Raw genomic sequence first — 19,023 nt, forward strand, 5'->3', positions numbered from 1 at the left:
TGTTCACGCGGCTCCGTTGACGAAGGCCATGTCGGCCCGTGTCAGTTCGACATCGCGCAGAACCCGCATGACTGGAAAATCCTCCGTTTCGGTGGCCGTGATCGCCAGGTCGATGGTCACCTCGAAGCGCTGGCGGAAGGCGTCGATGATCTCGTCGACGATGATCTCCGGCGCCGACGCGCCGGCAGACAGGCCGAGCGTCGAGATATTTGTGATGTCATTCCACGGAATTTCGGCGGCGCGCTGTACGAGAAGCGACATGGTGGCGCCGGCGCGCTCCGCCACTTCGACAAGACGGCGCGAATTGGAGGAATTGGGCGCACCGACGATCAGATAGAGATCGGCGCCGGCGGCGGTTTCCTTGACCGCTTCCTGGCGGTTGGTGGTGGCGTAGCAGATCGATTCGGCGGCCGGTGCATGCAGTTGCGGGAAGCGCTCCTGCAGCACCCGCAATATGCTGGCAGTGTCTTCGACCGACAACGTTGTCTGGCTTACGAAGCCGAGCGCTTCCGGGTCGGCGGGGGCAAAGGTCCCAGCGTCGGCTTCGGTCTCGATCAGCGTGACGGCGCCTTCAGCCAGTTGGCCCATGGTGCCGATCACTTCGGGATGGCCGGCATGGCCGATCAGAAGCACATGGCGGCCGAGCCGCTGATGGCGCATCGCCTGCTTGTGCACCTTGGACACCAGCGGGCAGGTGGCGTCGAGATAGAAGAGCTCGCGTGCCTTGGCGTCGGCCGGCACCGATTTCGGCACGCCGTGGGCCGAGAAGACAACCGGCGACTTGCGGTGCTCGGCCGGGATTTCCGAGAGTTCCTCGATGAAAACCGCGCCAAGGCTTTGCAGGCCCTCGACGACATAGCGGTTGTGCACGATCTCGTGGCGGACATAGACCGGCGCGCCGTATTTCTTCAACGCCAGCACGACGATCTGGATGGCGCGGTCGACACCGGCGCAAAAGCCGCGCGGCTGGCAGAGCCGGATCGTCAGCGGTGGTTTTGTGGCGGTCTGCAGCATGATTCCAGATCGGTTGATCGTATCGTTTGGCGAAATGAGGTGTGCACCCCTGCCCTGTCAAGGGCAGTTGGATCAGGTTGAATGGTCAACCTGATCTAACTCTTTGTTGGAGCATGATCTTGTCCGAAACCGGTTCCCACTTTTCGGGATCATGCTCTGGATCATTCAGTCTTTGCCGGACGGCGCAGCCTGATGATCAGAACCGCGGCAAGAGCCGCCGCCAGGCCATACCAGGTGAAGGCATATTGCAGATGAGAATTCGGCAGGTCGATGATGGTGACGCCGCCGACCGGCAGCCCGCCCGGGTTCGGCGTCTTGTCGGCGTCGATGAAGATCGGCACCAGCACGGCACCGGCCGGCAGGCCGGCACTCGCCGCCATGACGTCACGATCCTTCCAATAGAAGATGTTCTTGGCCACGTCATTGTCGGGCAGCATCATCGACGGCTTGGCCGGCAGCGGGTTGCGCGCCAGGCCGGTGACCGTGACCTTGCCGGTCACCTGCCCTTGCGGGCGCTTGGCGGCATCCTTGACATCATAGGGAACGAAGCCGCGGTTGATCAGGACATAGCGGCCATCGTCGAGGGCCAGCGGGGTATAGACGTTGAAGCCGGCGTCGCCGTCCCATGTGGCGTAGAAATGCCGCTCGCAGGAGTGCAGGAACGTCCCGCTGACGGTGACCGGCGTGTAGTCGACATCACCGGTGGCGGCGAATTCCTTCTCGACGTCCGCCAGCGGCTGCGGCGCTGAATGGGTGCGCTGGTCGATGGTCTGCAGAAGGGCTTCCTTCCAGTACAGGCGCTGCACCTGCCATGTGCCAAGCCCGAGCAGGATGACGAACACCACCAGGCCGAGGCCGAGCAGCAATGCCGTCTTCGGCCGCGAGCGGCCGGCGGGCTTGGTCAGCGCCTCGCTCATTGCCCCTGGTCCAGGCGGCCTTCGGCCGCCTTGTTGGCGTATTGAAGCGTCAGCAGCACCCCCTTGATCAACCTCAGCGCCGTCAGGCACAGTCCCACGGCCAGCGGTATCCAGATGATGAAATGCAGCCAGAGCGGCGGGCTCAGCGTGACCTCCACCCACAGCGCCAGCCCCACGACGATGAAGCCGATGATCAGGATGACGAACACCGCCGGGCCGTCGCCGGCATCGGCGTAGGAATAGTCGAGGCCGCAATTGTTGCAGCGCTTGCCGACGGTGAGGAAGCCGGAAAACAGCCGTCCTTCGCCGCAGCGCGGGCAGCGTCCGTGCAGGCCGGCCGAGATCGGCTCGATGGGTGGCCAGATCGCCCTATCTTCACTCATGGATAGTCATGCTTTACGGCTCGATTTCGATCAGCGTTCCATCCGGCACCATAGTCCAGATTTGGTCCATGTCGCAGTCGGTAACCCCAATGCAGCCATCGGTCCAGTCGACCAATTGAAGCAGCCAGCCCGACCAGCCGAATCCGTTGGCCATTGATGGGCGCCGAAAAGACGAAAGGCGACCGCGTTGCCGCGACCGCCCTTCTGATTTGTCGGTTCGGTGAAAGCCGTCAGTGGCCTTCGATCACCGCGCCGACCGATCCCCAGACGTAGATCGATGCGAACAGGAACAGCCAGACCACGTCGACGAAGTGCCAGTACCAGGCAGCCGCCTCGAAGCCGAAATGCTGCTTGGGCGTGAAGTCGCCTTTCCAGGCGCGGATCAGGCAGACCAGCAGGAAGATGGTGCCGATGATGACGTGGAAGCCATGGAAGCCGGTCGCCATGAAGAAGGTCGCGCCGTAGATGGAATCCTTGAAGCCGAACGGAGCGTGCATGTACTCGTAGGCCTGCACCATGGTGAACAGCATGCCGAGGCCGACGGTCAGCACCAGGCCGTTGATCAGGCCCTTGCGGTCGCCATGGATGAGCGAATGGTGCGCCCATGTCACCGTGGTGCCCGACAGAAGCAGGATGATGGTGTTGTAGAGCGGCAGATGGAAGGGATCGAGGACTTCGAGACCCTTCGGCGGCCAGACGCCACCAGTGAAAGCGGTGCGGGCGTAATTCTGCACTTCGCTCGGAAACAGGCTGGCATCGAAATAGGCCCAGAACCAGGCAACGAAGAACATCACTTCCGAAGCGATGAACATGATCATGCCGTAGCGCAGATGCAGCGACACGACGCGCGTGTGGTGGCCCTCATGCGCTTCCTTGATGGTGTCCGACCACCAGGCAAACATCGTGTAGAGGACGATGACCAGGCCGATGAAGAACAGCCATGGATTGGCGATGTTGTGGCCGAAAATTGGAAAATCGCCGTTCTTGAGATACTGCATCAGGGCGACGCCGCCGACTGCAGTCACCAGTGCGCCGATCGACCCCAGGAAGGGCCACGGGCTCGGGTTGACGAGATGGTAGTCGTGTTGTGGTTTTGCGTGCGCGTCTGCCATATCAACCCCCGAGATTTGCTTCGGTATCTGAAACTTTGCTGCTGCTGTTCGGCGTCGATGACGCCACCGGCTTGTTCTTTTGGACCGGGAACATCGTGTAGGACAGGGTGATCGTCTTCAAGTCCTTCAGTTCCGGCACGTTGACGATATCGGGATCCACATAGAACACGACTGGCATGTCCAGCGTCTCGCCGGGCTTCAGCGTCGTGTCGGTGAAGCAGAAACACTCGACCTTGTTGAAGTAGGGGCCCGCCAGTTCCGGCTGCACGTTGAAGGTGGCGCGGCCGGTAACGGCGCGGTCGAGCTTGTTGGTGGCGCTGTAATGCGCCTGCGTGGTCTCGCCGATCTTGATGGTGACCGAACGGGCGACCGGCTGGAACTGCCACGGAATGCCGTTGGTGTTGGCGTCGAAGCGCACGGTGATGTCACGGTCGAGGATGCGGCCGGCATATTGCTTTTCGGCGCGCTGCGTGGTGCCGCCATAGCCGGTGGCCTGGCAGAACATCTTGTAGAGCGGCACCGCGGCGTAGGCCATGCCGATCATGCCGCCGAAGAAGGCGACGCAGACGGCGGCGACGACGCGGTTGGTGTTCTTCTTCCTGGGATCGGTCACGGTCTGGCGGGTCATCATCGGCCTCATCCGGTATGGCCGAATTTCACGATGGTCGCGACGTAGAAGATGACGACCAGAATCGCCAGCGCGACGCCGATCGCCGCCGAACGGTTGCGCCGCGCCTTCTTCTGGCTTTCGGTCAGCGTGACCAGTTCAAGCTTCTTGTCGATCATAGTCATGCTCCACCGATGGCCAAAGCGCGACCGACGACACAGTCGGCAAGATAGATGGCGAAGATGGCGAAGAGGTAGAGCAGCGAATAGGCGAACAGAGCCTTGGCCGGCTTCATGACGCGGTCGCTATCGGTCATGCACAGCACTTTCCAGGCATACCAGACGAAGCCGGCGCCGAGAGCCACTGATGCGACGCCATAGAAGGCGGTAGTGAAACCGAGCACCCAGGGCAGCACGCCGATCGGCGCCAGGATCAGGGCGTAGGCAAAGATCTGGCGGCGGGTCGAGGCCTGGCCGGCAACGTTCGGCATCATCGGGATGCCGGCCTTGGCGTAGTCGTCGGACTTGAACAGCGCCAGCGCCCAGAAGTGCGGCGGCGTCCACAGGAAGATGATCAGGAACAGGACGAGGCTTTCCAGGCTCACCGTTCCGGTCACCGCGGCCCAGCCGATGACCGGCGGGATGGCGCCGGCGGCGCCGCCGATGACGATGTTCTGCGGCGTCGAGCGCTTCAGCCACATCGTGTAGACGACGGCGTAGAAGAAGATGGTGAAGGCAAGCAGCGCCGCCGACAGCCAGTTGACCAGCACGCCCAGCGTCATCACCGACAGCACCGAAAGCACAAGGCCGAAGCTCAGGGCTTCGCCGGGCAGGATGCGGCCGGACGGTACCGGGCGGCCGGCGGTCCGGCTCATCACCGCATCGATGTCGGCGTCGTACCACATGTTGAGCGCACCCGAGGCGCCGGCGCCGATAGCAATGGCCAGGATGGCGATCACCGCCAGCAGCGGGTTGATGGTCACGGGCGCAGCGACCATGCCGACAAAGGCCGTGAACACCACCAGCGACATGACGCGCGGCTTCAGCAGGGCGAAGAAATCGCCCGACGTGGCTTCCGACATGCGAAAGCCCGCTTCGTCAATCATTGGGTCGTCGACAAGGGCCATGCGTACATAAGTCCAATCATTCCGTTGGCCGAAACCGCCGGCGGGCCGGCGGTTTCGTATTCGGGCTGCCTTACTTGATCTTCGGCAGCTGTTCCCACTGGTGGAAGGGCGGCGGCGAAGGCAGCTGCCATTCGAGCGTCGTTGCACCCTCGCCCCACGGATTGGCGCCGGCGACGCGCTTCTTCTGGAAGGCCTCGAACACGCCATAGAGGAAGATCACCACGCCGACGGCGGATATATAGGAGCCGTAGGACGACACCATGTTCCAGCCGGCGAACGCGTCGGGATAATCGATGGTGCGGCGCGGCATGCCGGCGAGGCCGAGAAAATGCTGCGGGAAGAAGATCAAATTGACGCCGACGAAGGTGACCCAGAAGTGGGTGTTGGCGATCACCGGCGAGTACATGTAGCCGGTCATCTTGGGGAACCAGTAGTACCAGCCGGCGAAGATGGCGAAGACCGCACCCAGCGACAGCACATAGTGGAAGTGGGCAATGACGAAATAGGTGTCATGCAGCGAGCGGTCGAGGCCGGCATTGGCGAGCTGGACGCCGGTGACGCCGCCGACCGTGAACAGGAAGATGAAGCCCAGCGCCCACAGCATCGGCGTCTTGAACGAGATCGAGCCGCCCCACATCGTCGCGATCCAGGAGAAGATCTTCACGCCTGTCGGCACGGCGATGACCATGGTGGCGAAGACGAAGTAGCGCTGCGTGTCGAGCGACAGGCCGGTCGTGTACATGTGGTGCGCCCAGACGATGAAGCCGACGGCGCCGATCGCGACCATGGCGTAGGCCATGCCGAGATAGCCGAACACCGGCTTCTTCGAGAAGGTCGAGACGATGTGGCTGATGATGCCGAAGCCCGGCAGGATCAGGATGTACACTTCGGGGTGACCGAAGAACCAGAACAGATGCTGGAACAGGATCGGATCGCCGCCGCCATCCGGGGCGAAGAAGGTGGTGCCGAAATTGCGGTCGGTAAGCAGCATGGTGATGCCACCGGCCAGAACCGGAAGCGACAAGAGCAGCAGGAAGGCGGTGATCAGAACCGACCAGGCAAACAGCGGCATCTTGTGCAGCGTCATGCCCGGCGCGCGCATGTTGAAAATGGTGGTGATGAAGTTGATGGCGCCGAGGATCGAGGACGCGCCGGCAATGTGGATCGACAGGATCGCCAGATCCATGGCCGGCCCGGGCTGGCCGGAGGTCGACAGCGGCGGATAGAGCGTCCAGCCGCCGCCAACGCCATAGGCGCCGGGCGCGCTCGGCATGAAAGCCGAAGCGATGAGCAGCAGGAAGGCCGGCGGCAGCAGCCAGAACGAGATGTTGTTCATGCGCGGGAAGGCCATGTCAGGCGCGCCGATCATGATCGGCACCATCCAGTTGGCGAAGCCGCCGATCAGCGCCGGCATGACCATGAAGAAGATCATGATCAGCGCGTGCGCGGTGCCGAAGGCGTTGTACATGCTCTTGCCGCCGTCGATGGCGGCATCGCCGTTCATGCCATAGACCATCTGCGCCAGACCGGTGAAGATCTGGATGCCCGGCTCCTGCAGCTCCATGCGGATGACGACCGAAAGCGCGCCGCCGACGATGCCCGCGAAGATCGCGAAGATCAGGTAGAGCGTGCCGATGTCCTTGTGGTTGGTGGAGTACACCCACCGGACCCAGCCATGATAGGGCTTGTGGTCGTGGTCGTCGTGAGCTGCAGCTTCTGCCATGGTCGGCTCCGTTCCCTAATTCTTGCTAACCCGCGGCATCAATTGCCGGCGGCCGCTACCTTGTTGGTACCGTCGACCTCGGCCATCAGCGCCTTGTTGGCGCCGGGGAGGTCGGTCTTGGCTGCTGCCAGCCAGGTCTTGTACTGCGCATCGGATACGACGCGGACGGCGATCGGCATGAAGGCATGGTCCTTGCCGCAGAGCTGCGAGCACTGGCCGTAATAGATGCCTTCCTTTTCCGCCTTGAACCACGTCTCGTTGGTGCGGCCGGGAACCGCGTCCATCTTGATGCCGAAGGCCGGAACGGCAAAGGAATGGATCACGTCGGCTGCGGTAACCAGGACGCGCGTCATGGTGTTGACCGGCACGACCAGCTCGTTGTCGACCGCCAGCAGGCGCGGATAGACCTTGCGATCTTCCTTGCCGATCGCGGCGCGGTCGGCGTCCTGCAGGATGGCCGAGTTGAAGGAGAGCGTGTTCTCGGTCTGGTACTCATAGTCCCAGTTCCACTGATTGCCCGTTACCTTGACGGTCAGCTTGGCCTCTTCCGGCGGCGTGTACTGCGCCGTCAGCAACTGGAACGAGGGAATGGCGATGAACAGCAGGACGACGACCGGCCCGACTGTCCAGATGATCTCGATCAGCGTGTTGTGGCTGGTCTTGGACGGAACCGGGTTTTTGCTGGCGCGGAACCTGAAGATGCACCAGGCGAGAAGCGCCAGAACCAAAGCAGTGATCGGGACGACGAACCACATCGTGTAATTCCCGAACCACTCGATCTGCCGCATCATGTCTGTCGCCGGCGGCTGAAAAGTCATCTCCCACGGCTGCGGCTGGGCCGCATGGGCGGAGGCACCGGCGAAAAATGCGGCGGCGGCGCCTGCCGTTGCCATCAATTTGGCGCTTGCTGGGAATTTTCTCATCGCCCTCTTCATCTCCCGGTTCCTCGCGATCGCGACGCAAGAATATCGAACAATGCCGGGATGGGAATCCCGGACAGTCCCAAGGGTGGTTCAAACCATACTCTATTTCCCTCCGCAAGAAAGGAGCGGGCGAAACCGTGCGGCATTTTTGCGCGCAAGTGCTGCCGCGCTGTTTCGACGGCCTCGTGGCCCGCGCGGGTCGTCGACAGACAGGCTATGCGGGCTTGTGTCCGGAATGCGCCCGACGGTCGCAATTCGGGCGAATTTGCTAGGGAAAAGCGCATTATTGCGCCTGCCGGGGCTGACCGGCGGTCGCCCTATCCTTTACTTGGCCTTGGCGCGGCTTAAAGTGCCGTGATTCGCAATGGAGCCGTCATGACCTCTTGGCTTTCGAGAAACGCCTGGCATTCGAAGAGCGCCTGGCATTCGAAAAGCGCTTGGCTTTCGAGAAGCGGGGCGAAGGTCGTTTTTCTCGCCGCCCTGATCGGTATCGGCTCGTCCGCAACCGGCGTCGCCAATGCAGCGCAGCCCAGCGGCACGGTCAAGTCAACGCATGGCGCGTGGTCGATCATCTGCGACACGCCGGCCGGCGCCACCTCGGAACAATGCGTGATGATGCAGAACGTCGTTGCCGAGGATCGCCCGGAAATGGGACTGTCCGTCGTCGTCCTGCGCACCGCCGACAACAAGGCCGAGATCCTGCGCGTGCTGGCCCCGCTCGGCGTTCTGCTGCCCAATGGCCTGGGCCTCAATGTCGACGGCAAGGATATTGGCCGCGCCTATTTCGTGCGCTGCTTCCAGGACGGCTGCTATGCCGAGGTCATTCTCGAAAAGCCGCTGCTCGATACGCTGAAGACCGGGACGTCGGCCACCTTCATCGTCTTCCAGACGCCGGAAGAAGGCATCGGCATCCCCGTCGACCTCAAGGGCTTCGCCGACGGTTTTGCCGCCCTGCCCTGAGCTTGATGCTTGCGAAACCGTCTTTCCTCACAATTCCCACGGGTTTGATCTTTGGCTGTGGGGGTCATCATGCGTGCTTGTTCTTTGCTTTTGTCGACCGGTCTGATCCTGACCGGCGCCGTTTCCGTCGCCTTTGCCGAGGATTCCGAAATCATCACGGCGCCCGATCCGGCCGTCATTTTCGAGCTTGCGAAAGGCTATGGCTCGGCCAAGATGGACAAGGACGACGGGGCGATCCGATGGTCTCGGGCCGGCTTCAGGGCATGAAATATGTCATCTACTTCTATGGCTGCGAAAACCATGAGAAGTGCAAGTCGATCCAGTTCTCCTCGGGCTATACCGACCCCTTCACGGCCGACCAGGCCAATGAATGGAACAAGAAATATCGCTGGGTGAAGGCCTTTTCGGGTGACGGGTCGAGCTTCAAGATGGATGTCATGTTCAGGGGCGGGGTTACCCGCTCCTACCTGCTGCGGATCGTCATTGCGGATTGTGCAGGCGCGTCTTCGCGCCTACATCGTGGCAACACCATTCCTCTTGTGAGCGGACCTGCCATGAACAGCCTGACCGGCCAATTCGACATTTCAGACGATCGCATCAAGCGGATCGTCGCCGACACACTGAACGGCGCCGATGATGGCGAACTGTTCCTCGAATACAGCGAGAGCGAAGCGCTGATGTTCGACAATGGCAGGCTGAAGACCGCCAATTTCAACACCGACCAGGGTTTTGGCCTGCGCGCCGTGGCCGGCGAGGCCAGCGGCTACGCCCATTCCAGCGATCTTTCGGAGGCGTCGCTGCTGCGCGCCGCCGACGCGGTCTCGACCGTCAAGGGCGGCTATTCCGGCACGCTTGCCGCGGCACCCGCGCGCACCAACCGCCATCTCTATGGCGAGGAGAACCCGATCCCCTCGCCTTCCTTCGAGGTCAAGGCCAAGCTGTTGCAGGAGATCGACGCATGGCTGCGTGCCGAGGACCCGCGCGTGCGCCAGGTGACGGCCTCGCTCGCGGCGTCCTGGCAGCATGTCGAGATCGTGCGCGCCGACGGCCAGATCGTGCGCGACATCCGCCCGCTGGTCCGCATCAACGTTTCCGTCGTCGTCGGCGACGGCGACCGCCAGGAAAGCGGCTCCTATGGCATGGGCGGGCGCAAGGCGTTCGGCGAGTTCCTGGTCGAGGACGCCTGGAAGCATGCTGCCAGGGAGGCCCTCAGGCAGGCGCTGGTCAATCTCGAAGCCATTCCCGCGCCGGCCGGAACGTTCGACATCGTTTTGTCCAGCGGCTGGCCGGGCGTGATGCTGCACGAAGCCGTCGGCCACGGGCTGGAGGGCGACTTCAACCGCAAGAAGACCTCCGCCTTTGCCGGCCTGCTCGGCCAGCAGGTCGCCGCCAAGGGCGTTACCGTGGTCGATGACGGCACCATGCCGGAGCGGCGGGGTTCGCTGACCGTCGACGATGAAGGCACGCCTTCGGCCCGCAATGTGCTGATCGACGACGGCAAGCTTGTCGGCTACATGCAGGACCGCCAGAACGCCCGGCTGATGGGCATGAAAGCCACGGGAAACGGCCGGCGCGAAGGCTATGCGCACCAGCCGATGCCGCGCATGACCAACACCTATATGACGGCGGGCGACATGGAGCCGGACGAGATCATCGCCTCGGTCAAGAACGGCATCTATGCCGTATCCTTCGGCGGCGGCCAGGTCGACATCACCTCAGGCAAGTTCGTGTTCGGCTGCACCGAGGCCTACATGATCGAAAACGGCAAGGTGACGCAGCCGATCAAGGGCGCCATGCTGATCGGCAACGGACCGGACGCCATGCACCGTGTGTCGATGATCGGCAACGACATGAAACTCGACACCGGCATCGGCATGTGCGGCAAGGCCGGACAAGGCGTGCCGGTCGGCGTCGGCCAGCCGCATCTCAGGATGAACCAGATGACCGTCGGCGGCACCAGGGTTTGAGCGAGGAGACGCCAATGGGCTTGAATAGTTCCCCTCACAGGGATATCTTACCTTTGTCTTACACAAGGGTAATACCGCAATGGGTGCAATAGAAAAGCTTATAACGACCGTCTCTACCAAGGGACAGGTAATCCTGCCCAGCGCGATCCGCAAACGGAGGGACTGGGGCGCGGGCACGCGCCTGCAGGTCGAAGACACACCAGACGGTGTACTTTTGAGACCGGCGCCTGCCTTTGCCCCGACACGACCAGAAGATGTCTTTGGTGTCCTGCCGCACAGTGGCAGACCGAAGACCTTGGAGGAGATGGACGCGGCCGTCCTTGCTGAAGCACGGCGGCGCCATGCTCGCGATTGATACCAACGTTGTCGTCAGGTATCTGACGAACGACGATCCCGAGCAGTCCCCGCGAGCCCGGCGGCTGATCGACGGTCAGCCCGTTTTCGTCGCCGTCACGGTGATCCTGGAGGCTGAGTGGGTGCTGCGCAGCGGCTATGGTTATGATCAGGCCTCGATCGTCAATGCACTGCGGGTGTTCGGCGGGCTTCCCACTGTCGAGATAGAGGATGCTGCGATCGTCTCTTCCGCGGTCGATCTAGCCGAGACGGGAATGGATTTCGCCGATGCGCTCCATCTGGGCAAGTCCTCGCAATGCTCAGCATTTGTGTCCTTCGACCGTAAGTTCATCAAGGCCGCACAAGCGGCCGGGTACGAAAGCGTTCGCGAAGGCTAGTTTGCCAGCCGGCTACGTCTTGCGGGGGGCGGCAAACTCAAGCACGGCCTTGTGAAAATCGGCGGATTAACGTCGCCGTTTCGGCTTCTCCAGCAGCGCCACGGCCTCGACATGCGGCGACCACAGGAACTGGTCGATGGGCGTGACGCTCTTCAAGATGTAGCCGCCGTCGATCAGGATGCGCAGGTCGCGTGCCAGCGTCACCGGATTGCAGGAGACGGCTGCGACGAACGGCACATCCGAGCGGGCGATCTGCTTCGACTGGTCCTCGGCGCCGGCGCGCGGCGGGTCGAAGACGACGCCATCGAAAGCATTCAGCTCCTTGAACGTCAGCGGCCGCCGGAACAGGTCGCGGCGTTCGCCGGTTACCCGCTTCAGGCCGGTGGCGAAGCGCGATCCGCGGTCGAGCGCCGAAAGAGCTGCCGCGTCGCCTTCGACCGCGTGGACTTCGGATTTGGCCGCCAGCCGAAGCGCAAAGCTGCCGCAGCCGGCGAAAAGATCCGCGACTTTCCTGGCCCGCTTCAGATGTCCGCCAATGAGATCGGCCATCGCCTGTTCGGCGGCTTGCGTTGCCTGCAGGAAGGCGCCAGGCGGTATGGCGACAGCGACGGTGCCGAACATGACCACCGGCTTTTTCGGCTCGATGACAATCTCGTCGTCGATCGAAAGCCGGGCAAAGCCATTGGCCATGATGAAGTTGGAGGCGACCCGGCGCTGGTTCTCGCCCAGCTTGCCCGACTCATAGACAGCGACGTCAAGCCCCGAGCCCGTCACAGTGACCGCCATCCGGAACGATTTGGTGGTGGCGCAAACCAGGTCGGCGACCGACCTCAAGCGATCGAGCGCGGCAACGATCTCGGGCAGCGAGATCGGACATTCCTCGATGGGGATGATTTCCGGCGACAGATGGCGATGGAAGCCAAGCAGCATGCCTGTGTCGGCGCGCCTGGCGGCAAGCACGACGCGGCGGCGTGTGTGTGGCGCACACGGCACCAGGGCGCCGATGTCGCCGGCAATGCCTTTCAAGGCGTGCACGACCTTGTCGCGTTTCCATTGCTGGTAAGCGTCGGCTTGCAGATGCTGGACGGCGCAGCCGCCACATTCGGTGAAATGCCGGCAGGCCGGATCGATACGCAGCGGCGACGTCTCCAATACCGCCATCAGCATGGCGCGATCCCTCTCGCGCGCGGCGGTGACGGTCTCGCCGGGCAGGGTGAAGGGAATGAACAGCTCGCCGGTTTCCGTCTCGGCGACGCCGTCGCCCTGCGAACCCAGTCTCTTGATGGTGAAGCCCGTGCTCATCGGTCCTTGATCCCGGCATCCTTGATCCCGGCATCCTTGATCCCGGCAAGCAGGAATTCGCGGTTGCCGTCGCCGCCTTCGATCGGCGACATGTGCAGACCCAATGTACGCCAGCCAGGGACGCCTTCGAGCCATTCCTGCAGCAAGCCGGCCACACGGGCGGCGTCATAAGGGTCTTTCAACAGACCGCCCTTGCCGATTGCCTCGCGGCCGGCCTCGAATTGCGGCTTGACCAGAAACACCGCACGAGCGCCGTCCCGTGCCAATGCCAACGCCGGTGGCGACGCCAGTTTCAACGAGATGAAGCTGACGTCGGAGACGATGAAATCCGGGATGCGGCCGCCGAGATCGGCAGCCGCGAGCTCGCGAGCGTTGAGGCCCTCGATAACCGTCACGCGCGGGTCGCCCGCAATGTCGGGATGCATCTGGCCGTGGCCGACATCGATGGCCGTGACATGGGCCGCGCCGCGTTCGAGCAGCACCTGGGTGAAGCCGCCTGTCGAGGCGCCGATATCGAGAGCTTCACTGCCCGCGGGATCGAGACTGAAATGGTCGAGCCCGGCGATCAGCTTCAGCGCCGCGCGTGAGACATAACCCTGCGCCGGGTCGTCGATGACGATGAGACAGTGCGGCAGAACCGTCTGGCCGGGCTTGCGGGCGACCACGCCGTCGACCATCACGGTGCCGCGCTCGACCGCGTCGCGGGCGCGCGAGCGGCTCGCAAACAGGCCGCGCTGGACGAGCAATTCGTCGAGCCGCTGGCGTGTGCTGGCTGGCAGAGGGGAGTTCATCGGCCTTCATGGCGAAAGCCGGCCGCGAAGGCAAGGACATTGGCATGGGAGGACGTCGAGACCCGGGCCGCAAGCCAGTCCGCCCGGTTGAATAGCGCAGCCAGTCCGGCAAGATGTAGAGGCTCAGGCAATGCGGAGGAAGACGAATGCTGACGGGAACCTGCCATTGCGGCGCCGCCCACTGGACGCTGGAAGGCGATCCCGGCCCGATCACGGCCTGCAATTGCACGCTTTGCCGCCGCTATGGCACGCTCTGGGCCTATGACTTTGTCGACGAGCGTATCCGGCTTGCGGGGCCTGTGCAGTCCTACACCCGCGCCGGCAAGGAGACGCCGTCGCTGGAAATCCTGTTTTGCCCGACATGTGCCTGTGTGCTTGCCTGGCGCGGTTTGCGCCGCAGCGACAGCGGCCGCACGCGTATCGCCGTCAATGTCAGGCTGGCACCGCCTGAGGCGGTCGCCGACCTGCCGATCGACCATTTCGACGGGCTGGACACTTATGACGACCTGCCGCGCGATGGGCGCTGCGTGCGCGATATGTGGTTTTAGAAGATCGTCCGTGAGACCTGCCGTTCAACGGCCGGCATCAGGCCGTCGCTTCCGTCATCTGAAGCCTGCTTGCGCGGGCGCTCGACAGCAACGACTGGTGCGTCCGGCACGACGACAAGCTGCGGCACCTGCTTGTAGGAAAAAGCGCCCCTGATATCGCCCATCTTGCGGGCGACGATGCCTGCCACCGCCTGTTCGAGCTTGCGGTCATAGCGCGTCTCGGCCATGGCCGGCGCGGCGATGACGGCCAAAAGGGCCGCGCCGCACAGAAGCGTTCGCATTGTTTTTAACTCCCTGCCTGGAGGCAGTTCTAGCAGGGCGGCGTTGAAAAACGGCCAAAAGAGACGGTAAGCGAAACGCCAAAGAGAAGCGTTAACAAAGTGTTAAGCTTGCACAGGCAACTGCTTCAGCTGCGTGAGGTTTGATTCAGGCGCGCTGCGCGCGCGCGGAATGGCCGAGCGCGACGAACACGGTGCGCACGATGCCGGCCGCGTCGAGCCCGGCATCGGCATACATTTTTTCCGGCTTGGCGTGGTCGGTGAACTCGTCCGGCAGCACCAGCGGCCGAACTTTCAGACCGCTTTCCAGCAAGCCTTCATGGGCGAGGAACTGCAGCACGTGGCTGGCGAAACCGCCGACAGCGCCCTCTTCCACCGTCACCAGCACTTCGTGCGAGCGGGCGAGACGGCGGATCAAATCCTCGTCTAGCGGCTTGGCGAAACGGGCGTCCGCAACCGTCGTTGACAGTCCGGCCGCGCCGAGTTCCTCGGCCGCCAGCAGACAGTCCTGCAGTCTTGTGCCGAAGGACAGAAGCGCCACCTTGGTGCCTTCCCTGACGATGCGGCCCTTGCCGATTTCGAGCACCGAGCCGCGCTCCGGCATATCGACGCCTACGCCGTTGCCGCGCGGATAGCGGAAGGCGATCGGGCCTTCGTCATAATAGGCGGCGGTGCGCACCATGTGGCGAAGCTCCGCCTCGTCGGCAGCCGCCATCACCACGAAGCCCGGCAGCGTCGCCAGGAAAGTGGTGTCGAAGGCGCCGCAATGGGTGGCGCCGTCAGCGCCGACGAAACCGGCGCGGTCGATCGGGAAACGCACGGGCAGTTTCTGGATCGCCACGTCGTGGACGACCTGATCGTAGGCGCGCTGCAGGAAGGTCGAATAGATGGCGGCGAAGGGCTTGTAGCCCTCGCTGGCGAGGCCGGCGGCGAAGGTCACGGCATGTTGCTCGGCAATGCCGACATCGAAGGTCCGGGTCGGAAACGCTTCGCCGAACAAATCGAGGCCGGTGCCGTTCGGCATGGCGGCGGTGACGGCGACGATGCGGTCGTCCAGGCGGGCCTCCTGGACCAGGCTCTCGGCGAACACCTTGGTGTAGGCCGGCGCATTGGCCGGGGCCTTGGTCTGCGCGCCGGTGATGACGTCGAACTTGTTGACGCCGTGATATTTGTCGGCCGCGGCCTCGGCCGGCGCGTAGCCCTTGCCCTTCTGGGTCACGACATGGATCAGCACCGGGCCGTCGGCATGGTCGCGGACGTTCTTCAGCACCGGGATCAGATGCTCGAGATTGTGGCCGTCGATCGGGCCGATATGGTAGAAGCCAAGCTCCTCGAACAGCGTGCCGCCGGTGACGTAGCCGCGCGCATGCTCGACCGCCCGCTTGATGGCGCGGTCGGCGCGCTTGCCGAGATAGGAGGTCAGCTTCTTGCCGAAATCGCGCAGGCCAAGATAGGTCTTGCCCGACGCGAGCCGCGCCAGATAGGCGCTCATGGCGCCGGTCGGCGGCGCGATAGACATGTCGTTGTCGTTGAGGATGACGATCAGCCGGGCATCAAGCGCGCCGGCATTGTTCATGGCTTCATAGGCCATGCCGGCGGACATGGCGCCGTCGCCGATGACGGCAATGACATTGTTGTGGCCGCCCGAGAGGTCGCGCGCCATGGCCATGCCGAGGCCGGCGGAAATGGAGGTCGAAGAGTGCGCGGCGCCGAACGGGTCGTATTCGCTCTCGGCGCGACGGGTGAAGCCGGACAGGCCGCCTTCTTGCCTGAGCGTTCGGATGCGGTCGCGGCGGCCGGTCAGGATCTTGTGTGGATAGGCCTGGTGGCCGACATCCCAGATCACGCGGTCTTCCGGCGTGTTGAAGACATAGTGCAGCGCCACCGTCAGTTCGACGACACCGAGGCCGGCGCCGAGATGCCCGCCCGTATGCGAGACGGCATCGATCAGCTCGGCGCGCAGCTCCGAGGCCAGCTGCGGCAGCTCGCTTTCGTCAAGCTTCTTCAGGTCGGCTGGAATGCGGACCTTGTCGAGAAGCGGCGTATGCAGCGTTGCGTTCACTGTTAAAGGGCCTGCTCAGCTATAATGCGCGTCGATCATGGCGAAATATGCCTGCGTCGCCGGAATGTAAATGCGTGTCAGTGACGCGGGTGATGCTGACGTTAATTGTCCGGTAACGGAATGAACTCTTCCTCATCTCCAGGAACGATATCGAAGCGGCCCGTCTTCCATTCCTGCTTGGCCTGTTCGATGCGTTCCTTCGACGACGAGACGAAGTTCCACCAGATGTGGCGCGGAGAGCCGAGCGAAGCGCCCCCGAAGAGCATGAAATGGGCGCCGCGCTCGGACGACACGACGATCTCGTCACCAGGCCGGAACACCAGCAGCCGTTCGGCCGGAAAACGGTCGCCCGAAACCGAGACATCGCCGTCCAGCGTGTAGATGGCGCGTTCCTCGGCGTCGGCGGGAATTTTGACGCTGGCGCCGGGCGCCAGCCTCAGATCGGCGTAGAGCGTCTCGGTGTCGGCTCTTACCGGCGAGCGCAGTCCCTGGAAATCGCCGATCACCACGCGGCCGGAAACACCTTCGGCGTCGATCTCGGGCAGAAGGAGCGCGGCCGTGTTCTCGAACACCGGCGCCACTTCCTCCTTGCCGTCGGGCAAAGCCAGCCATGTCTGCAGGCCGGAGACCGACATCGGCGCGCCGCGCAGTTCTTCGGGCGTGCGCTCGGAATGGACAATGCCGCGGCCGGCGGTCATCAAATTCACGTCGCCGGGCTGGATGACCATCTCGGTGCCGAGCGAATCGCGGTGCCTGATATTGCCGTCGAACAGATAGGTGACGGTGGAAAGCCCGATATGCGGGTGCGGGCGCACATCCATCGCCTGGCCGGCGCGCAAGATCGCCGGCCCCATGCGGTCGAAGAAGATGAAGGGACCGACCAGCCGCCGCTTTGCCGTCGGCAGAGCGCGACGAACCTGGAAGCCGCCAATGTCCTTGGCGTTTGGAATGACCATGAGCTCGATCTGGTCGCTGGCGAAGGCATCGCCAGGCTCAGGGTCCTTGCCGGGGAAGAAACTCATCTGGATGTCCTCAGGCGAAGCGGAGCGCCGATTTGGCTTTTGCCTTGGCCGCCACCTCTTCACGATTGCGCGGATGATGCGTGGTTTCCAGCGAATGCAGCAATTCATGCGCCGATTCGGCGATCGCCTCGACGGCACGGTCGAAGGCTGCCTGGTTGCGCTGCGAGGGGCGCGTCGTTCCGCTCAGTTTGCGCACGAATTGAAGGGCGGCGTCGCGGATCTCGTCATGGGTCGCCGGCGGCTCGAAATTGAACAGGGTCTTGATGTTTCTGCACATGCTTGAACTCCTATCTGCTTTATGCCCGCCCCATTCCACTACTCCGCGTCGAGCGGCTCCGTTCCCACCGGTTTGCCATCACGCGACAGCCTGATCTTCTCGACCTTGTCTTCGGCCGCCTTCAGCAGCCGGTCGCAATGGGCCTTCAGCGCCTCGCCGCGCTCATAGATCTTGATCGATTGGTCGAGCGGCACGTCGCCGCGTTCCAGATCATCGACGATCTTTTCCAGCGCGTCGAGTGCCTGCTCGAAGCTCATCGCCTTCACGTCTTCATTTGCTTCGCCAGCCATACTTTACCCCTTCATCAGCCGCCCGACATGGGCGGCGACCGAAAATGCCAGTCCCTGCAGATCGTAGCCGCCCTCAAGCAGGCTGACGAGCCGGTTGCCGCTGTGGCGCCCGGCGCGTTCCAGCAACTGGCCTGTCGCCCAGTCGAAATCGTCCTCGCTGAGGTTGATCTCGGCCAGCGGGTCGCGATGGTGAGCGTCGAAGCCTGCGGAAATGATGATCAGATCGGGCGCGAAATTGTCGAGTGCCGGAAGGACGCGCGACAGCAAGGCATCGCGAAACATGTCCGAGCCGGTCTGCGGCGCCAGCGGCGCGTTGACGATGTTGCCGGCGCCGGTTTCGTTTTTAGCCCCGGTGCCGGGATAGAGCGGCATCTGGTGCGTCGAACAATAGAGCACCGAGGGATCCTCCCAGAAAATGTCCTGCGTGCCATTGCCGTGATGCACGTCCCAGTCGACGATGGCGACACGCTCGGCGCCGTGTTTCTTCTGCGCGTAGCGGGCCGCGATCGCCGCGGTGTTGAACAGGCAAAAGCCCATGGCCGTGGTCTTTTCGGCATGATGGCCGGGCGGACGCGCGGCGACGAAGGCATTGGCAACGCTGCCCTCGAAAACATCGTCGACGGCAGCGTTGGCCGCACCGATGGCAGTGACCACCGCCTGCCAGCTTTTCGGGCTGGCGCTCGTGTCGGCGTCGATCGAGGCAATGCCGCTTTCAGGGATCGCGGCGCGGACGCGGGCGACGAAATCCTCGGGGTGGGCGTAGAGGATTGTGGCCTCGTCGCCTTGCGGCGCCGTTACCCGATCGAGTGCGGTGAAGGCCTCGTCGTCGAGCACGCGCTCGATAGCGCGCAAGCGGTCCGGCCGCTCCGGATGACCGGGGGGCGTCAGATGTTCGAGGAAGATCGGATGGGTGTAGAGCCTGGTGACCATGACCCGATATAGGCGCGCCCGGCCGCTTTGACCATGGTTTGACGCCGCACCGCCCCGACG

The 19,023-nt window shown here is 63.3% G+C and carries 23 protein-coding genes and 1 pseudogene; 6 read left to right on the forward strand and 18 right to left on the reverse strand.

Annotation, left to right across the window (positions count from 1 at the left end):
* Positions 1-3: 3 nt before the first annotated feature.
* The 10 genes and pseudogenes from ispH to coxB form a co-directional block, all read right to left on the reverse strand.
* Positions 4-1,014, reverse strand: coding sequence for a 4-hydroxy-3-methylbut-2-enyl diphosphate reductase (gene ispH / locus X727_RS148210; RefSeq protein ID WP_023834467.1), 1,011 nt, complete (start codon positions 1,012-1,014; stop codon positions 4-6).
* A gap of 161 nt (positions 1,015-1,175) precedes the next feature.
* Positions 1,176-1,931 (reverse strand): SURF1 family protein, encoded by a 756-nt coding sequence (locus X727_RS148205; RefSeq protein ID WP_023834468.1) that lies wholly within the window; start codon positions 1,929-1,931, stop codon positions 1,176-1,178.
* Entirely contained in the window at positions 1,928-2,314 is a 387-nt protein-coding gene (locus X727_RS148200; RefSeq protein WP_023685423.1) for a DUF983 domain-containing protein, read from the reverse strand. Before X727_RS148200 ends, X727_RS148205 begins: the two co-directional genes overlap by 4 nt.
* Before the next feature lie 13 nt (positions 2,315-2,327).
* Positions 2,328-2,462, reverse strand: a pseudogene (locus tag X727_RS1000000166590) (L,D-transpeptidase family protein); the annotation flags it as partial.
* A gap of 82 nt (positions 2,463-2,544) precedes the next feature.
* Positions 2,545-3,426 (reverse strand): cytochrome c oxidase subunit 3, encoded by an 882-nt coding sequence (locus X727_RS148195; protein ID WP_023668416.1) that lies wholly within the window; start codon positions 3,424-3,426, stop codon positions 2,545-2,547.
* Between the two features lies 1 nt (position 3,427).
* Positions 3,428-4,054: a cytochrome c oxidase assembly protein gene (locus X727_RS148190; protein ID WP_023687150.1), complete on the reverse strand. Its 627-nt coding sequence runs from the start codon at positions 4,052-4,054 to the stop codon at positions 3,428-3,430.
* A gap of 8 nt (positions 4,055-4,062) precedes the next feature.
* On the reverse strand, positions 4,063-4,212 hold the full coding sequence (locus X727_RS148185) for a hypothetical protein (protein ID WP_023698516.1): 150 nt from the start codon (positions 4,210-4,212) through the stop codon (positions 4,063-4,065).
* Between the two features lie 2 nt (positions 4,213-4,214).
* Positions 4,215-5,159 (reverse strand): heme o synthase, encoded by a 945-nt coding sequence (locus tag X727_RS148180; protein ID WP_023668419.1) that lies wholly within the window; start codon positions 5,157-5,159, stop codon positions 4,215-4,217.
* 70 nt (positions 5,160-5,229) lie between these two features.
* Positions 5,230-6,882, reverse strand: a complete 1,653-nt coding sequence (ctaD, locus tag X727_RS148175; RefSeq protein ID WP_023668420.1) for a cytochrome c oxidase subunit I — start codon at positions 6,880-6,882, stop codon at positions 5,230-5,232.
* Between the two features lie 38 nt (positions 6,883-6,920).
* Positions 6,921-7,805: a cytochrome c oxidase subunit II gene (gene coxB, locus X727_RS148170; RefSeq protein ID WP_023687148.1), complete on the reverse strand. Its 885-nt coding sequence runs from the start codon at positions 7,803-7,805 to the stop codon at positions 6,921-6,923.
* Between the two features lie 375 nt (positions 7,806-8,180).
* Between coxB and X727_RS148165 the strand changes: the two genes are divergently transcribed.
* From X727_RS148165 to X727_RS148150, 5 genes are all read left to right on the forward strand, one after another.
* Positions 8,181-8,765: an invasion associated locus B family protein gene (locus tag X727_RS148165; RefSeq protein ID WP_023668422.1), complete on the forward strand. Its 585-nt coding sequence runs from the start codon at positions 8,181-8,183 to the stop codon at positions 8,763-8,765.
* Positions 8,766-8,834: 69 nt separating this feature from the next.
* Positions 8,835-9,032, forward strand: coding sequence for a hypothetical protein (locus X727_RS1000000168555; RefSeq protein WP_155923284.1), 198 nt, complete (start codon positions 8,835-8,837; stop codon positions 9,030-9,032).
* Positions 9,029-10,732 (forward strand): metalloprotease TldD, encoded by a 1,704-nt coding sequence (gene tldD / locus X727_RS148155; RefSeq protein ID WP_245263883.1) that lies wholly within the window; start codon positions 9,029-9,031, stop codon positions 10,730-10,732. The genes X727_RS1000000168555 and tldD overlap by 4 nt, the downstream gene beginning before the upstream one ends.
* Before the next feature lie 79 nt (positions 10,733-10,811).
* The gene (locus X727_RS1000000166595) at positions 10,812-11,087 is read left to right on the forward strand and encodes an AbrB/MazE/SpoVT family DNA-binding domain-containing protein (RefSeq protein WP_081725433.1); all 276 of its coding nucleotides are present in this window, start codon (positions 10,812-10,814) and stop codon (positions 11,085-11,087) included.
* Complete coding sequence (locus tag X727_RS148150) at positions 11,074-11,463, forward strand: type II toxin-antitoxin system VapC family toxin (RefSeq protein WP_023834470.1); 390 nt, start codon at positions 11,074-11,076, stop codon at positions 11,461-11,463. Before X727_RS1000000166595 ends, X727_RS148150 begins: the two co-directional genes overlap by 14 nt.
* A 66-nt stretch (positions 11,464-11,529) precedes the next feature.
* Here the strand turns inward: X727_RS148150 and X727_RS148145 are convergent, their stop codons facing one another.
* Together X727_RS148145 and X727_RS148140 are read right to left on the reverse strand one after the other, a co-directional pair.
* Positions 11,530-12,765, reverse strand: a complete 1,236-nt coding sequence (locus X727_RS148145; protein WP_023834471.1) for a class I SAM-dependent RNA methyltransferase — start codon at positions 12,763-12,765, stop codon at positions 11,530-11,532.
* The gene (locus X727_RS148140) at positions 12,762-13,556 is read right to left on the reverse strand and encodes a TlyA family RNA methyltransferase (protein ID WP_023834472.1); all 795 of its coding nucleotides are present in this window, start codon (positions 13,554-13,556) and stop codon (positions 12,762-12,764) included. Before X727_RS148140 ends, X727_RS148145 begins: the two co-directional genes overlap by 4 nt.
* A gap of 146 nt (positions 13,557-13,702) precedes the next feature.
* On the opposite strand from X727_RS148140, the gene X727_RS148135 reads away from it, so the two are divergent.
* Complete coding sequence (locus tag X727_RS148135; protein ID WP_023687142.1) at positions 13,703-14,104, forward strand: GFA family protein; 402 nt, start codon at positions 13,703-13,705, stop codon at positions 14,102-14,104.
* Here the strand turns inward: X727_RS148135 and X727_RS148130 are convergent.
* The 6 genes from X727_RS148130 to X727_RS148105 form a co-directional block, all read right to left on the reverse strand.
* A complete protein-coding gene (locus tag X727_RS148130; RefSeq protein WP_023668429.1) occupies positions 14,101-14,385 on the reverse strand; it encodes a hypothetical protein in 285 nt (94 codons plus the stop codon). The two genes, X727_RS148135 and X727_RS148130, sit on opposite strands and share 4 nt — an antisense overlap.
* A 145-nt stretch (positions 14,386-14,530) precedes the next feature.
* Entirely contained in the window at positions 14,531-16,444 is a 1,914-nt protein-coding gene (gene dxs, locus X727_RS148125; RefSeq protein WP_023732098.1) for a 1-deoxy-D-xylulose-5-phosphate synthase, read from the reverse strand.
* Positions 16,445-16,545: 101 nt separating this feature from the next.
* On the reverse strand, positions 16,546-17,466 hold the full coding sequence (locus tag X727_RS148120) for a pirin family protein (protein ID WP_023687141.1): 921 nt from the start codon (positions 17,464-17,466) through the stop codon (positions 16,546-16,548).
* A 10-nt stretch (positions 17,467-17,476) separates the two neighbouring features.
* Positions 17,477-17,743, reverse strand: coding sequence for a DUF2277 domain-containing protein (locus X727_RS148115; protein WP_023668432.1), 267 nt, complete (start codon positions 17,741-17,743; stop codon positions 17,477-17,479).
* A gap of 38 nt (positions 17,744-17,781) precedes the next feature.
* Positions 17,782-18,033 carry an exodeoxyribonuclease VII small subunit gene (locus X727_RS148110; protein ID WP_023668433.1) on the reverse strand — a complete coding sequence of 84 codons (252 nt, stop codon included), beginning with the start codon at positions 18,031-18,033 and terminating at the stop codon, positions 17,782-17,784.
* Positions 18,034-18,036: 3 nt separating this feature from the next.
* On the reverse strand, positions 18,037-18,963 hold the full coding sequence (locus X727_RS148105) for a histone deacetylase family protein (protein WP_023834473.1): 927 nt from the start codon (positions 18,961-18,963) through the stop codon (positions 18,037-18,039).
* Positions 18,964-19,023: the final 60 nt, after the last annotated feature.

Origin of the sequence: Mesorhizobium sp. L103C105A0, from assembly GCF_000502215.1 — a bacterium.
Taxonomy (GTDB): domain Bacteria; phylum Pseudomonadota; class Alphaproteobacteria; order Rhizobiales; family Rhizobiaceae; genus Mesorhizobium.

Bases quoted from the DNA above. Each gene is read 5' to 3' on its own strand.
- ispH (WP_023834467.1), bottom strand. From the start codon at position 1,014: ATGCTGCAGACCGCCACAAAACCACCGCTGACGATCCGGCTCTGCCAG.
- X727_RS148205 (WP_023834468.1), bottom strand. From the start codon at position 1,931: ATGAGCGAGGCGCTGACCAAGCCCGCCGGCCGCTCGCGGCCGAAGACG.
- X727_RS148200 (WP_023685423.1), bottom strand. From the start codon at position 2,314: ATGAGTGAAGATAGGGCGATCTGGCCACCCATCGAGCCGATCTCGGCC.
- X727_RS148195 (WP_023668416.1), bottom strand. From the start codon at position 3,426: ATGGCAGACGCGCACGCAAAACCACAACACGACTACCATCTCGTCAAC.
- X727_RS148190 (WP_023687150.1), bottom strand. From the start codon at position 4,054: ATGACCCGCCAGACCGTGACCGATCCCAGGAAGAAGAACACCAACCGC.
- X727_RS148185 (WP_023698516.1), bottom strand. From the start codon at position 4,212: ATGATCGACAAGAAGCTTGAACTGGTCACGCTGACCGAAAGCCAGAAG.
- X727_RS148180 (WP_023668419.1), bottom strand. From the start codon at position 5,159: ATGGCCCTTGTCGACGACCCAATGATTGACGAAGCGGGCTTTCGCATG.
- ctaD (WP_023668420.1), bottom strand. From the start codon at position 6,882: ATGGCAGAAGCTGCAGCTCACGACGACCACGACCACAAGCCCTATCAT.
- coxB (WP_023687148.1), bottom strand. From the start codon at position 7,805: ATGAGAAAATTCCCAGCAAGCGCCAAATTGATGGCAACGGCAGGCGCC.
- X727_RS148165 (WP_023668422.1), top strand. From the start codon at position 8,181: ATGACCTCTTGGCTTTCGAGAAACGCCTGGCATTCGAAGAGCGCCTGG.
- X727_RS1000000168555 (WP_155923284.1), top strand. From the start codon at position 8,835: ATGCGTGCTTGTTCTTTGCTTTTGTCGACCGGTCTGATCCTGACCGGC.
- tldD (WP_245263883.1), top strand. From the start codon at position 9,029: ATGAAATATGTCATCTACTTCTATGGCTGCGAAAACCATGAGAAGTGC.
- X727_RS1000000166595 (WP_081725433.1), top strand. From the start codon at position 10,812: ATGGGTGCAATAGAAAAGCTTATAACGACCGTCTCTACCAAGGGACAG.
- X727_RS148150 (WP_023834470.1), top strand. From the start codon at position 11,074: ATGCTCGCGATTGATACCAACGTTGTCGTCAGGTATCTGACGAACGAC.
- X727_RS148145 (WP_023834471.1), bottom strand. From the start codon at position 12,765: ATGAGCACGGGCTTCACCATCAAGAGACTGGGTTCGCAGGGCGACGGC.
- X727_RS148140 (WP_023834472.1), bottom strand. From the start codon at position 13,556: ATGAACTCCCCTCTGCCAGCCAGCACACGCCAGCGGCTCGACGAATTG.
- X727_RS148135 (WP_023687142.1), top strand. From the start codon at position 13,703: ATGCTGACGGGAACCTGCCATTGCGGCGCCGCCCACTGGACGCTGGAA.
- X727_RS148130 (WP_023668429.1), bottom strand. From the start codon at position 14,385: ATGCGAACGCTTCTGTGCGGCGCGGCCCTTTTGGCCGTCATCGCCGCG.
- X727_RS148120 (WP_023687141.1), bottom strand. From the start codon at position 17,466: ATGAGTTTCTTCCCCGGCAAGGACCCTGAGCCTGGCGATGCCTTCGCC.
- X727_RS148115 (WP_023668432.1), bottom strand. From the start codon at position 17,743: ATGTGCAGAAACATCAAGACCCTGTTCAATTTCGAGCCGCCGGCGACC.
- X727_RS148110 (WP_023668433.1), bottom strand. From the start codon at position 18,033: ATGGCTGGCGAAGCAAATGAAGACGTGAAGGCGATGAGCTTCGAGCAG.
- X727_RS148105 (WP_023834473.1), bottom strand. From the start codon at position 18,963: ATGGTCACCAGGCTCTACACCCATCCGATCTTCCTCGAACATCTGACG.